Annotated in this window: 13 protein-coding genes; 3 read left to right on the top strand and 10 right to left on the bottom strand. The window is 64.2% G+C overall.

Annotated features, from left to right (window positions below):
* Positions 1-24: 24 nt before the first annotated feature.
* Complete coding sequence (locus G3T16_RS18555; RefSeq protein WP_163496526.1) at positions 25-1884, bottom strand: beta-ketoacyl synthase; 1860 nt, start codon at positions 1882-1884, stop codon at positions 25-27.
* Positions 1885-2008: 124 nt separating this feature from the next.
* Here G3T16_RS18555 and G3T16_RS18550 point away from each other — a divergent pair, with 124 nt between their 5' ends.
* The 3 genes from G3T16_RS18550 (at position 2009) to ribB (ending at position 5480) form a co-directional block, all read left to right on the top strand.
* Positions 2009-3013: a GlxA family transcriptional regulator gene (locus G3T16_RS18550; RefSeq protein ID WP_163496525.1), complete on the top strand. Its 1005-nt coding sequence runs from the start codon at positions 2009-2011 to the stop codon at positions 3011-3013.
* 118 nt (positions 3014-3131) lie between these two features.
* Positions 3132-4313, top strand: a complete 1182-nt coding sequence (locus G3T16_RS18545; RefSeq protein WP_163496524.1) for an acetyl-CoA C-acyltransferase — start codon at positions 3132-3134, stop codon at positions 4311-4313.
* 54 nt (positions 4314-4367) lie between these two features.
* Entirely contained in the window at positions 4368-5480 is a 1113-nt protein-coding gene (gene ribB / locus G3T16_RS18540; RefSeq protein ID WP_163496523.1) for a 3,4-dihydroxy-2-butanone-4-phosphate synthase, read from the top strand.
* A gap of 95 nt (positions 5481-5575) precedes the next feature.
* Here the strand turns inward: ribB and bcp are convergent, their stop codons facing one another.
* The 9 genes from bcp to G3T16_RS18495 all read right to left on the bottom strand — a co-directional run bounded on the left by bcp (position 5576) and on the right by G3T16_RS18495 (position 12717).
* Positions 5576-6052 (bottom strand): thioredoxin-dependent thiol peroxidase, encoded by a 477-nt coding sequence (bcp, locus tag G3T16_RS18535; RefSeq protein WP_163496522.1) that lies wholly within the window; start codon positions 6050-6052, stop codon positions 5576-5578.
* A gap of 48 nt (positions 6053-6100) precedes the next feature.
* On the bottom strand, positions 6101-6649 hold the full coding sequence (locus tag G3T16_RS18530) for an NUDIX hydrolase (protein ID WP_163496521.1): 549 nt from the start codon (positions 6647-6649) through the stop codon (positions 6101-6103).
* A 35-nt stretch (positions 6650-6684) separates the two neighbouring features.
* Positions 6685-7161: a flavin reductase family protein gene (locus tag G3T16_RS18525; RefSeq protein ID WP_163496520.1), complete on the bottom strand. Its 477-nt coding sequence runs from the start codon at positions 7159-7161 to the stop codon at positions 6685-6687.
* 85 nt (positions 7162-7246) lie between these two features.
* Positions 7247-7702 (bottom strand): molybdenum cofactor biosynthesis protein MoaE, encoded by a 456-nt coding sequence (locus G3T16_RS18520; protein ID WP_163496519.1) that lies wholly within the window; start codon positions 7700-7702, stop codon positions 7247-7249.
* Positions 7703-7706: 4 nt separating this feature from the next.
* Entirely contained in the window at positions 7707-7964 is a 258-nt protein-coding gene (gene moaD / locus G3T16_RS18515) for a molybdopterin converting factor subunit 1 (RefSeq protein ID WP_163496518.1), read from the bottom strand.
* Positions 7964-8446 carry a cyclic pyranopterin monophosphate synthase MoaC gene (gene moaC / locus G3T16_RS18510; RefSeq protein ID WP_163496517.1) on the bottom strand — a complete coding sequence of 161 codons (483 nt, stop codon included), beginning with the start codon at positions 8444-8446 and terminating at the stop codon, positions 7964-7966. The genes moaD and moaC overlap by 1 nt, the downstream gene beginning before the upstream one ends.
* Positions 8447-8611: 165 nt before the next feature.
* A complete protein-coding gene (locus G3T16_RS18505; RefSeq protein ID WP_163496516.1) occupies positions 8612-10459 on the bottom strand; it encodes a GGDEF domain-containing protein in 1848 nt (615 codons plus the stop codon).
* Positions 10460-10654: 195 nt separating this feature from the next.
* A complete protein-coding gene (locus G3T16_RS18500; RefSeq protein ID WP_163496515.1) occupies positions 10655-11356 on the bottom strand; it encodes a GntR family transcriptional regulator in 702 nt (233 codons plus the stop codon).
* Complete coding sequence (locus G3T16_RS18495) at positions 11353-12717, bottom strand: formimidoylglutamate deiminase (protein WP_163496514.1); 1365 nt, start codon at positions 12715-12717, stop codon at positions 11353-11355. The genes G3T16_RS18500 and G3T16_RS18495 overlap by 4 nt, the downstream gene beginning before the upstream one ends.
* Positions 12718-12755 lie beyond the last annotated feature (38 nt).

The raw sequence follows: 12755 nt of genomic DNA, 5'->3' as shown, positions 1-12755 counted from the left end.
GGCTGGCGGTAGTCCCCGAAGCATTCAGTCGCCGCTCATGTCGCCGTAGGGATTGGCGAGATCAAGCCCGATCCGGTAGTCCCCGACCTGCATCTCATGCTCAGCAATGCTGACATCGCCGTCCCCCAACACACCGTGATCAAAGCGGTAGGTGGGCGCGATCGTGCCGGCGGTCATCGCCTCGTCGTAGTCCCGCTGCCTCTCGCGCACCGCTTCGTTGGCTCGCTGCCACTGCTGCCATTCCTGCCGGGAGTAGCGCGCCTGCAACATTTTTCCGGTCACTGCCGGGCTCAGCATCGTGGCGGAGGCATTATTGCCGCCGAAGCCCTTGGAGTTGATGATCGCGTAGCGCTGGGCTGCCGGCTCCACCTCCCGGTGCGCCGTGGCAAAGGCCAGGTTCTGCTGACAGACATCCTCCGCCAGCGTATCAATCGTGGTGATTCCCGGGATAATGCCGTGCGCCCAGGTACCCAGCGTGGCGGTGAGCTGATCACCGGAGGCAGCGCCCAGGGAGTGGCCCAGATAGCACTTCAACGCCGCCACCGGCCACTGCTCGATGCCAAAGGCTCCTGCCGTGGCGGAGAGAATCTGCGATTCGGTGACCCTGTTCTGCGGTGTGCCGGTGCCGTGAGCCTGCACCAATCCGCCCTCCCGAACCGCGCGTTCGCCCAGCATTGCCCGCGCCGCGGCCACCGCCTTCGCCATGGTGATGTAGTTGCCCACCCCGGGGCCGGAAATCGATTTCTTGTAGCCGTCGGCGTTGACGAACACGTCCGTGGCGGCGCCGAACACGGTGGCACCCAGCTCCAGCGCCAGCGCGTCGTCGAACAGCACTACCATCTGGGCCGACTCGGCAATGGTAAAACCGCAATTTTCCGCGAAGGGCCGGCAGGCCCGGCGGTGATCAGGGCTGGTGCCCGGCGGCAACCCATCCAGTTCCCGCAGCTCCTTGTCCGAGGCCAGCGCGCCCATCGCGCTGTAGCCCTCCATGACTTCCGGGTTCACCGGCGCCTCCGATGCCCCGATGAACGCAACCCGGGCGCGGCCACTGCGGATATCCTCGATCCCGTGGCGCAGGTTGTAGAGAAAAGAGGCGCAGGCCCCCAGGGAAGCGCCGGTTGCGCCCAGACTACCCAGTACATAGGCGTTGACGAAGTCCGCCGGCATTTCAGCCATGGACAACGGACAGAACTTGGAGGTTACCCGCTGACCGTTGTAGCGCGCCTTCATCATCCCTCCACCGCCGGCATTGTCCAGCTGGCCCATCGCACTGCCCGCGTAGACGCTGATCTGGTCGGCGGCCACCCGCTGCTGGATATGCTCCCATTCCAGCCCCAGGCTGCCGAGCGCATCGGAGGCCGCGTAAACCATCATTTGCAGCCCACGCGGATGATTGCGGGACTGGTACAGGGTACCCGGGTCAAATCCTGTGGGCAGCTGGCCCGCCGCCTTGACCTCGAATTCGCGGGTGACCGGCAGCAACAGGTCCATCGTCCCCTCCACCTGCACCGCGACATGGGTCGCTGACAACGGCGAGACGGACCAGCCCGGGGGCACGGTGGCGGGCAGTTGCTGGCGCCGCATTGCAAAGCTCAACGGCGCCGGCTCGCCCTGCAGCCCCAGGCGCTGGTTCCAGGGCACGGCATCCACATCAAAATGGTTGCGCTCTACCCGCCTGATCAGGCTGTGGTCCAGGATAAAGCGCTCGCTGTCTGCCGTATCCGCCAACCCCATCAGCCGCGCCAGCGCCGCCAGGGTCCGCCGGCGCTCTGCCGTGGGCAGGGCCTCGTGAACCAGCCGCTTGTAGGCATGGTGGCCGGATGCCCGACCGGCGCTGTTAACGCCGCCAAAACCCACAATAACCGGCAACCGCTGCTGAGCCATCAAAAATACCCTCTGAAAGATGAACGAAATATGGCAACCAGTGTAGGTGGATAGCGACAATTTAAATATGCCATTTTCGCCACTTTATATGGTATTTTTGCCCGATAGCGACAGGAGCCGCCTCATGTACACAGCCGCCGCCCTGGTTTACCCGGATGCTCTCGCCACCAGCCTGACGCTGCCCATGGAAATCCTGCGGGCGGCGAGTCAGATGGCAAGGGGCGAGAACCGGCATGCGGCCCAGGCCAGCTTCGTGCTGGCCGGTCCTGGCTGCGGGCCGCTGACGCTGGCCAGCGGCCTCACCCTGCATACCACCGTGGCGCGGGATGCGCTGCCGCCGCTGGATTTGCTGCTGCTGCCCGCGATCTGGCGCAATCCGGCCGCCACGCTGGGCGAGTGCCGGGACTGGTTGGGGACATTGCGCAGCATCGCCGCTGCCGGCACCCGTATCTGCAGCGTCGGCACCGCCAGCTGCCTGCTGGCCGAGGCAGGCCTGCTGGATGGGCGCCCCGCCACCACCCACTGGAACTACTTTGAACACTTTGCCCGGCGCTACCCGCAGGTCAAGCTGAAGACCCGTCACCTGATCACCCAGAGCGACAACATCTATTGTGTCGGCAGCGTCAACTCCATCGCCGATCTCACCGTGCACATCGTCGAGGGCTGGTTCGGCAGCCGGATTGCCCGCGCCATCGAACACCAGTTCTCGCCCGAAATCCGCCAGCCCTTTCGTTCCGCTGCCTGGCAGGACCAGCCGCGCGCGGCCCACCACGACGAGACCGTCCTGCAGGCCCAGCAGTGGCTCCAGACTCACGTGGGACACCCGGTCAGCCTCGCTGCCATGGCGCCGGCGCTGGGCATTAGCGCCCGCAGCCTGAACCGGCGTTTTCGCCAGGCCACCGGGATGACGCCCCAGCACTACCTCAACACCCTGCGTATCAACAGTGCCCGGGAACTGCTGCGGCGCAGCAACCTCAGCATCAGTGAAGTGGCCTGGCAGCTGGGCCTGCAGGACGCCAGTTACTTTTCACGCCTGTTCCGGCGGCTCAACGGCATGACGCCGATGAAGTACCGCGCGGCCGTGCGCGGCAAGCTGTTTGACCCCCAGCAGGCAGATACCTCCCATTGAGTCCAGAGCCGCGCCAGCTTGAGTCACAATCATGACTATGGCTTAATGGGCGCCCATTTTCCGGAGCCCGCCGTCCCGGCGGCCTCACGAGGCTGAATCGCACGATCGGAGACCCGCAATGAACAAAGAATCTGTAGTCATCGTCAATGGCGCCCGCACTCCGATGGGCGGGCTGCAGGGCAGTCTGTCCGCCGTGACCGCGCCGCAGCTGGGCAGCACTGCCATCGCCGCCGCGCTGGAGCGCAGCGGGGTCGCGGCGGCCGATGTCAACGAGATTTTCATGGGCTGCGTACTGCCGGCGGGCCTGAAACAGGGCCCCGCGCGCCAGGCGGCCCGCGGCGCAGGCATTCCCGACGCGGCCGGGGCCGTGACCCTGAACAAACTGTGTGGCAGCGGCATGCAGGCCACCATCTTCGGCTATGACAGCATTGTCGCCGGCACCAACGAGATCGTGGTCAGCGGCGGCATGGAGAGCATGAGCAATGCGCCGCACCTGTTGCCCGGAGCCCGCAGTGGTGTGCGCAGTGGCCACGTCAGGATGATGGATCACATGTTCCTCGATGGCCTGGAGGATGCTGACAGCGGCCGGGCGATGGGCAGTTTTGCCCAGGAAACCGCCGATGCGCGCGGTCTGAGCCGGGAGCAGATGGATGCCTTCGCACTGGAGTCGCTGAGCCGCGCCAAGCAGGCCATCGAGGACGGCTCGCTGAACGCCGAAACGGCACCGGTCACCGTGGCCACCCGCAAGGGGGAAACCGTGGTCAGCGACGACGAACAGCCGCACAAGGCCGCGGTCGAGAAGATCCCCAACCTGCGCCCCGCCTTCACTCCCGACGGCAGCATCACCGCTGCCAACAGCAGCTCCATCTCCGATGGCGCCAGCGCGCTGGTGCTGATGAGCGCCGCAACGGCCGAGCAGCGCGGCCTGCAGCCGATGGCACGGATCGTGGCGCACGCCCGCCACAGCCAGCATCCCTCGGAATTCACCATTGCGCCGATAGGCGCAGTGCAGAAGCTGTTTGCCAAAACCGGCTGGAGCGCGGCCGATGTCGATTTGTTCGAAATCAATGAAGCCTTTGCGATGGTCACCATGTTGGCGATGCAGGACCTGGGCCTGGACCACGCCAAGGTCAACGTTCATGGCGGCGCCTGCGCCCAGGGTCACCCGATCGGCTCCACCGGCTCCCGCATCATCGTCAGCCTGATGTATGCATTGCAAAAATACGGGAAAAAGCGCGGCGTCGCGGCCCTGTGTATCGGCGGTGGCGAAGCCACTGCGGTGGCCATCGAACTGATCTGACGATCTGACCATTCCCACCAGTGGGCTGCGGCCCGCTGGCCCCGAGGCAGCCCCATGGCATTGAGCAGTATCCCCGACATCCTGGACGCGATCCGCGCCGGTAAGATGGTCATTCTGATGGATGACGAGGACCGGGAAAACGAGGGCGATTTGATCGTAGCGGCGGAGGCGGTCACCCCGGAAATCATCACTTTCTTCTCTGGCGAAGCCTGCGGGCTGATCTGCATGCCCATTACCGAGCAGCGTGCCCGCCAGCTGCAGCTGCCACTGATGGTGCGCGACAACCGCTCGCAGCACGAGACCAATTTCACGGTCTCCATCGACGCCGCCGAACGCAAGGGGCCCGGCATCAGTTCGGTGCAGCGGGCCCACACGGTACGGACCGCGGTGGCGGCCAATGCCAAACCGGCGGACATCAGCCAGCCCGGCCATATCTTCCCGCTGGTGGCCAAGCCCGGTGGGGTGCTTCGCCGCGCCGGTCACACCGAGGCCGGGGTCGACCTGGCGCGCATGGCGGGCTTCGAGCCGGCGGCGTTGATCGTCGAGATCATGAACGAGGATGGCACCATGGCCCGGCGGCCACAGCTGGAAGAGTTTGCCGCCCGCCACGGCCTGCACATGGGTACCATCGCCGATCTGATCGAATACCGCTCCCTGCACGAGCAATCAGTGGAACTGCGCGACAGCAAGCCGGTGCTTACCGAGTTCGGTGAATTCCAGTTGCATACCTTTGCCGACCTGATAGACGACACCCTGCACTACGCGCTGACGCTGGGCCAGATTGAAGAACAGCGGGCCACGCTGGTCCGGGTACAGACCCTGAACATGTTGCGCGATGTGCTGGGTACACTGATCGCCAGCGACGGTCCGGGCTGGTCCTTCCGCCGTGCGCTGCAGCGCATCGCCGACGAGGGTGCTGGTGTACTGGTCCTGATCGGCCAACCCGTGAGCACCGAGCTGGCGCTGGCGGAGGTCATCCAGTTCCCGGAAACACCCAGCGTCACCGGCAGCAGCACCGACGGTGTCGGCAATTATCGCGTCATCGGCACCGGCTCCCAGATACTGAAACGGCTGGGGGTGGGCAAGATGCGGCTGCTGTCGGCACCGGTGCGTTTCAACGCGTTGTCGGGCTTCAGTCTCGAGGTGACCGAGTTCGTGCAGCCCTGACCCGCACGACCCACCGCGATCAGTTCGTCGCCGCGAAGGCGACCGGCTGCGGCCAGCGACTTTTGATTGACCGCTGGACCACAGTCAGAATCATTTCACAGCCCCAGCTCTTTGATCAGGGCCAGCACGTCGTCGTGATGACTCTTGGTCGCAACTTTGCCCATCACGTACTTGAGGCGTCCGTCCTTGCCGATGATGAAGCTCGTCCTCAGGATGCCCATGAACTCCCGGCCCATGAACTTTTTCAGGCCCCAGGCCCCGTATTTCTCGGCCACTGCATGATCTTCGTCGGACAACAGCGTGAAATTGAGATCATGCTTGTCGATGAACTTGCCCAGCCGCGCCACCGGGTCGGGGCTCACGCCCAGCACCACAGTATCCAGTTTCGCCAGCGCCCGCTTACTGTCGCGAATCCCGCAGGCCTGCACCGTGCAACCGGGTGTCATCGCCTTGGGATAAAAATACAGCACCACATTCTTCTGGTCCCGGAATTGCTTCAGGCTGACCTGGTTGCCGTCCTGGTCCGGAAGGGAAAACGCCGGCGCCAGATTACCGGTTTTGGGAAATGCCATAGCTTGTTCTCCTTGTAGGTGCATGCCTGCAGCGCAGACCGTGACTGATCACGCTGTGGAGCGCAGGCGGCGGTCGATGACCGAAACCCGGACCGGAAACTGGCCGCTCAAGGCATCGGCAAAATATTCCTGCAGGGTTTCCCGAATCACCGGAAACGCAATTTCGTCCCAGGGAATCTCCGTTTCCGCGTAGAACCCTGAAGCCGAGCTTTCGGGGCCCACCCCGTAGGCACCATCCTGCACCTGACAGCGGTAGAACATGTGTACCTGGCTGATGTGGGGTACATCAAAGATCCGGTACAACTGCATGTCGGTGACCCTGGCACGGGCCTCTTCCCAGGTTTCGCGGGCCGCGCCCTGCAGACTGGTTTCACCATTTTCCATGAACCCTGCCGGCAAGGTCCAGTAGCCCAGGCGCGGCTCAATGGCCCGCTTGCACAGCAGTACCCTGCCCTGATGGATCGGCACACAGCCGACGATCACCCGTGGATTGACGTAGTGGATCTCCTCGCACGCGGTACACACGAAACGGTGGCGATCATCACCTGCCGGTACGTGGTAGTTGAGTCCGCTGCCGCAACTGGGACAGAATTTCATGGTCTGGTCCGTTGCCACCACGCCATTGCGCTTATTCAGGCCAGCGCCCGGTAGGCACCGCTGAAAAACACCAGGGGCTCACCCTCGGAGCGCTGGTGCAGCGCCTCGACCCGGCCCACGATAATCACATGATCGCCACCGGGGTGGGTAGCTTCGAGGCTGCATTCAAAGCTCGCCAGCGCATCGTTGACCAGTGGCACGCCATACTCACCGATGGTGAATTCCCCGGCCTCCAGCCCGTGATCGCCTTTGCGGGCGTAGCGCGAGGACAGATCCTGCTGCTTGCCCGCCAGCACATTGATTGCGAACTGCTTCGCCCCCGCAAAGACACTGAAGACTTCCGAATTGTTCTGCAGGCTCCACAGCACCAGCGGCGGCTCCAGCGATACCGAAGTGAAGGAATTGGCCGTCAATGCCAACGCTTCGCCAGCATCCGTTACCGCCGTGATGAGACACACGCCGGTGGTAAATTGCCCCAGGGCGTTGCGCAGTTCGCGTCCATCTATCTCCATGTTTGTTCCCCATAGCTTGTGTCGTAACTGTTTCCACCCGGTTTGCCCCAAGCCGGTCGTGGCCACCTCCTCCGTCCAGGGTAAATCACCAGCGCCGGGCGCGCTGCGCGTCCGTCGCCCGGGACTCGACCCAGCGGGCACCGTCCGGGCCGTGCTCCTTTTTCCAGAACGGTGCGTCGGTCTTGAGATAGTCCATTACAAATTCGCAGGCGGCAAAGGCGTCACCGCGATGGCTGGCACAACTGCCGACCCAGACAATGGGCTCACCCAGCGGCAGCCAGCCCACCCGGTGTACCACGGTCGCCGCCAGCAACGGCCAGCGCGAACTGGCCTGCTGCAGGATGGACAGCAGGCTGCGCTCGGTCATGCCCGGGTAATGTTCCAGTTCCAGCGCGGTCACTGCGGCGCCGTCGCTGGCCGCGCGCACATAGCCGGTGAATGTCACCACGGCGCCAGCCGCCGGTTCCAGCAGCGCCGCCTGTAACGCCTCTGCCACAAAAGGTTCTGCCTGGACGGCTGCCTGCAAACGCGCCCCGGTCATTGCCTCAGCCTCCGGTGACCGGCGGATAGAAGGCAATCTCGTCACCCGGTTGCAATGCCGTGTCGCCGTCGGCCACCGTATGGTTGACGGCCCGGATCAGATTGTCCTGCGCCAGCACCCTGCGCCAGGCTTCACCGCGCTGCGCCAGCGCGTGCTGCAATTCATCCAGGGTCGCCAGCTCAGCTTGCCAGGGGAGTTCCAGCGCGGCACAATCCAGCTCTTCCCGAACCCGGGCGAAGAACCGCAACTGCAGTGTCAACATCACTCGCTCCCACGCTGCCAGTGGCCGGACTTGCCACCCTGCTTCTGCTGCAGGGCGATATCAGTGATCACCATCCCGCGGTCCACCGCCTTGCACATATCATAAATTGTCAATGCCGCCACCGACGCCGCTGTCAGCGCCTCCATCTCTACCCCGGTCTGGCTCATCACCCGGCACACTGCCCGGATTCGCACACAGCTGGCCTCGGGATCAAGCTCAAAATCCACCGCCACACTGCTCAACATCAGCGAGTGACACAGGGGGATCAGATCGCCACATTTCTTGGCCGCCTGAATGCCGGCGATACGCGCCACCGTCAGCACATCGCCCTTGGCATGGGCACCTTGCTGCAGCAGCCGGAACGTTTCCGGCTGCATCACGACCAGCGCCGTGGCCACCGCCTCGCGCTGGCTCACTGCCTTGTCGCCTACATCCACCATCCGTGCAGTCCCGGCTGCATCCAGGTGTGTCAATTCTGCCATGGTTCCTCTCATGCTCCCATTTACCAGCTGCGAGAGTGTATCCAATCACTTGCAAGAATAACACCATCGCCCGGGCAGGCAATTGGTAACTGGTAGGGGGCTGGAGTAGCGGCGGGAGAGGCAGGAGGCGGGCGGAGAGCCGAGAGCGGGGGGAGCGCCGGAAGCTCAGCAAACAGTTGCAGCCGGCGGCAACCCTTCACTCAGGCGGCTGGGCTGCAATCGGCGGTCGACAAACAGACTGTTGCCGGATTGCAGCTTGGCCTGGCATTTGGCTTCACTGGCCATCGCTGCGACCTCGTGGTGGGACCTGCAGGCCCCGGGCAGCGGCGCGACCACCCCGATCGACAGACTGAGCAGGGCATGGAAGGAGGCTTGCCCCGACCGGTCCTTGCCCCAGATCCCGCCTTGTTGCTGGTCCCGCTCGCAGTAGAAGTAACCCACTCCCCGCCGGAATTCGTCAAGAATCCGCTCACAGCGCTGTCGCCAATCCGGGCTGGTCATGACAAGAATGAAGTCATCACCCCCGACATGACCGACAAAATCCAGCTCCCGATCAACCTCCCCTGCCAGAATTTCCGCCAGCTTCTGAATTACCTGATCGCCCTTTCCATATCCGTACACATCATTGAAGGGCTTGAAGTTATCCAGGTCGCAGTAGGCGACAACAAAATCACCCCCCGCCGCCAGCTGCTTTTCCAGCGCCTCGTAGATCGGCACATTGCCGGGTAACAGGGTGAGGGGATTGGCGTAACGGGCATTGCGTACCTGCAGTTCTGTGATCTTGCGCAGCAGATCGACCACCCTGCCCAAACCGGCGAACGCCCCCTTGTCGGTAATGATGAACTCCTCTTCCATCCGCAACTGCATATTGTCTGTCACCAACTGGCTCACCTGTTCCACACTCATGTCCCGCTCAACCATCAGTGGCTGGCGATCCATGAACTGAACTACCGGTTTCTTGCCGTGCAGAGCGCGCCCATAGTTGGTGGCGTAGAGGTCCAGGATCCGGTAGCGGCGCACCATACCCAGGGGCAATCCGCCGGCATCGACTATCGGCATCGACAGCACCGCGGGCGAGCTGGAAAACAAGTCGACCACATCCTGCAGCCTGGTTTCAGGGCCCAGCGAGGGGGCGTCGCGCAGCAGTGATGCCACCGATTCGGTGAGGCGGATCCCCGCTCCGGCGGGGCCGCCGCGGGCGGTATGCGAAAACAGCGCCGGAGGCAGCGTCACGGGGGGCAGCGGCCGCGGACGGACAAAATAATAGCCCTGTCCCAGCACAATACCCATGCGGCTGACGCAGTGGAACTCCTCTTGCGTTTCTATGCCCTCGGCAATGATGCGGCAGTCCAGGCCCCGCGCAATATCGATTATCGAGCGGACGAATTCCTGCTTTACCGCGTCCTCATTGATACCCTGCACAAAATGCTTGTCGATCTTGACATATTCCGGGCGCAGCTCGGACCACATGCGCAACCCCGCATAGCCGCCACCCAGGTCGTCGATTGCTATCTCGAAGCCCAGCGAACGATAGTGCTGGACAGCCTGGCGCATGCTCGCGTAATCACCCAGTGGATGCTGCTCGGTCAGTTCGATCACTACCTTCTCGGGCAGCAGCCCGACGTCCCCCAGCATGGCCCCGGTGCAACCAGAGCGCATCCCGGGCTGAAACAGGCTCATCGGCGTGACATTCAGAAACAGTTTGCCGGGCAGCGTCAGTTGCTGAAACCGCGACAGCGCGATCTCCCGACACAGCAGTTCCAGTTCGAACAGCCGGCCCGCACGGAAAGCCGTGTCGAACAGGCTTGCGGGACTGTGCAGGCAACTGTCGGAGGGCCCCCTGCTAAGGGCCTCATAGCCGAGAATACCCCGCCCTCTGATATCAGCGATGGGCTGGAAAATGACACTGACTTCACGTCTGGCGATAATGCCGTCCAGTTCCGCTGCCATTACCGCGTTGTCCATTGGTGCCGCCAGTGCGCCGGCGCCCTCCAGTTGCTGTGCAACAGGCACATTCCTCTCCCCATGCTTGCCCCCATACCCGTCACCGGGCAAGGAAGCACTGCGTCCCGCCCGTCCGGACTGAGCAGTGTAGTGAGGCCATATGACAGGCTTATGACATTTGGTCTGCCCCCTTGTATCGGCATGGACACAGAAGGCTGACGGTCTTGATATGATCTGCAGAAAGGCGCTTTCGGCCAGCCAAGTCTAGAGCTGCGTACGGATGCAGTAACCCGGTCGGTAGTACAATTGCACCGCGGTTATCACCGCGTCGTGCTGCCAGGTGCTACGCTGCACCAGCAACAGCGCGGTGGCCGGCGCACAGTCCAGCAAAGCCGCGACATCAGCGCTGGCACTGCAAGCGGCAAAACTGAAATCGCCGCGGGTAAAGGGGACATTCTCCACCAACCACTCGTTGATGCTGAGCTGCCGAAGATCCACCTCCGTCAATGCCGGCAGTCGCTCCGGATTCAGCCAGCGATCTTCATAGACGTGGGGGCAACCGTCCGCCAGGTGCAGCGTGCGCAGGTGCTGCATCTTCGTCCCGGCGGGCAGTCCCAACTGCTCGCGCAGCGCCGTGGGCGCCAGCGCGCTGGTGTTTTCCAGCAGCCGGAGGGAATAGCGGGCGCCAGTGGCTTCGATTTCCCGGCGGATAACCGGAATTTCCAGGGTCGCCCTGCGTACGGGCAGTGCCGTCACCCGGGTCCCCGCCCGGCGGCGGCGCTCCAACAGGCCGCTTTCCGCCAGCGCCTGCAGGGCCCGGTTCACGGTGGCGCGGGCACAGCCAAATTCCCGCGCCAGCGCCGCCTCTCCAGGAATCAGCGCACCCGGAGCCCATTCCCGGCGGTGGATCCGCGCCAGTACTTCATCCCTGACCGATTGCCAGGTGCGGGGCGGACAAGCGCTCACAGAGACTCCTTCAACTGGCGCAGCGTGCCAGCATAGGCACGCAGGATCGCGTCGCGCCGGCAGTGGCGCCCGTCCCTGACCAGGTGGCGGCCCGCCGACCAGACATCGCAAATCGAGCGATTGTCCCCGGTGAAGACCAGGCTGTCCAGGCAGGTATCGCCGCGAGCGATCAGCTGGTCCGGGGTATCCTCGCGCAGCGCCAGCAGATCCGCCCACTTGCCCACCGCAATCTCGCCACTGTCGCGGCCCGCCGCCAGCGCGCCACCGCGGCACACCAGCCCGAACAGACGCCGTCCGGTGGACAGCTGCGCCGTGGCCAGTGCGGCCCGGGACCCATCCCGCAGGCGTTGGGAGTACTCCAGCAGGCGCAATTCCTCCAACAGTGAAATGCGCACATTGGAGTCGGACCCGACACCGAGCTGCCCCCCCGCTTCCAGGTAGCGGACAGCGTCAAAAATGCCGTCCCCCAGGTTGGCCTCGGTGATCGGGCAAACACCCGCCACCGCGCCGGAACGGGCCAGCGCCACGGTTTCCTGCGGCAGCATATGAGTGCAGTGCACCAGACACCAGCGCGGCCCCACCCCGGCATTGGCCAGCAGCCATTCCACCGGACGCGCGCCCAACGCTGCCTGCACGTCCGCCACCTCCGCAGCCTGTTCCGCCACATGGATATGAACGGGCCCGTCGCCAGCCAGGGTCAGGACCTCGGCCAGACCCTCCGGGTCGACCGCACGCAGGGAATGAGGCGCCAGCCCCAGGCGGGCGTCGGCGGGCAGAGCCCGCAGCGCCAGCGCCGCATCCTCGTGCAGCCGGGCAAAGCCCTCCAGGCTGTTGCCGAAACGAGCCTGCCCCGGTCCCAGCGGACGCCGGTCACAACCACCGTACTGGTACAGCACCGGCAACAGGGTCAGCCCGATGCCACTGGATTGCGCCGCAGCCACCACCCTGCGCGCCATTGCCGCCGGCTGCCGATAGCCGCTGCCATCGGCCTGGTGATGCAAATAGTGGAATTCCGCCACCGCGGCAAAGCCCGCCTCCAGCATCTCCAGCTGGGCAAAGGCGGTAATCGCCTCCACGGCCTCCGGCGTCAGCCGTTCCAGGAAGCGGTACATCAACTGGCGCCAGGTCCAGAAACTATCCCCCGTCGTCGGCCCCCGCCCCTCGGCAAGGCCGGCCAGCGCCCGCTGGAAACCGTGGCTGTGCAAATTGACCGGCGCCGGCAACAGCGTCGCCAGCTGCAATCCACAGCGGGCCGCGCCACCTGAAACCGCAGCAATGCGGCCATCGGGCGCTATCTCCACCCTCACGTCCGACTGCCACCCCTCCGCGGTCAGCGCCTGCTTCGCCCACAGGATTGTCATCCCGAATCCCACCTTGACAGATTTAATATGTATAGACA

The sequence above is a fragment of the Kineobactrum salinum genome, from assembly GCF_010669285.1.
GTDB classification, from domain to species: domain Bacteria; phylum Pseudomonadota; class Gammaproteobacteria; order Pseudomonadales; family Halieaceae; genus Kineobactrum; species Kineobactrum salinum.
The sequence above is the reverse complement of the archived record's forward strand: the minus strand, read 5'-3'. Positions and strand labels throughout refer to the sequence as shown.

Coding starts and splice junctions, on each gene's coding strand:
- G3T16_RS18520 (WP_163496519.1), bottom strand. CDS start 7,702: ATGACCGGGGCGCGTTTGCAGGCAGCCGTCCAGGCAGAACCTTTTGTG.
- G3T16_RS18530 (WP_163496521.1), bottom strand. CDS start 6,649: ATGAAATTCTGTCCCAGTTGCGGCAGCGGACTCAACTACCACGTACCG.
- G3T16_RS18550 (WP_163496525.1), top strand. CDS start 2,009: ATGTACACAGCCGCCGCCCTGGTTTACCCGGATGCTCTCGCCACCAGC.
- G3T16_RS18555 (WP_163496526.1), bottom strand. CDS start 1,884: ATGGCTCAGCAGCGGTTGCCGGTTATTGTGGGTTTTGGCGGCGTTAAC.
- G3T16_RS18495 (WP_163496514.1), bottom strand. CDS start 12,717: ATGACAATCCTGTGGGCGAAGCAGGCGCTGACCGCGGAGGGGTGGCAG.
- moaD (WP_163496518.1), bottom strand. CDS start 7,964: ATGTTGACACTGCAGTTGCGGTTCTTCGCCCGGGTTCGGGAAGAGCTG.
- bcp (WP_163496522.1), bottom strand. CDS start 6,052: ATGGCATTTCCCAAAACCGGTAATCTGGCGCCGGCGTTTTCCCTTCCG.
- G3T16_RS18525 (WP_163496520.1), bottom strand. CDS start 7,161: ATGGAGATAGATGGACGCGAACTGCGCAACGCCCTGGGGCAATTTACC.
- G3T16_RS18545 (WP_163496524.1), top strand. CDS start 3,132: ATGAACAAAGAATCTGTAGTCATCGTCAATGGCGCCCGCACTCCGATG.
- ribB (WP_163496523.1), top strand. CDS start 4,368: ATGGCATTGAGCAGTATCCCCGACATCCTGGACGCGATCCGCGCCGGT.
- moaC (WP_163496517.1), bottom strand. CDS start 8,446: ATGGCAGAATTGACACACCTGGATGCAGCCGGGACTGCACGGATGGTG.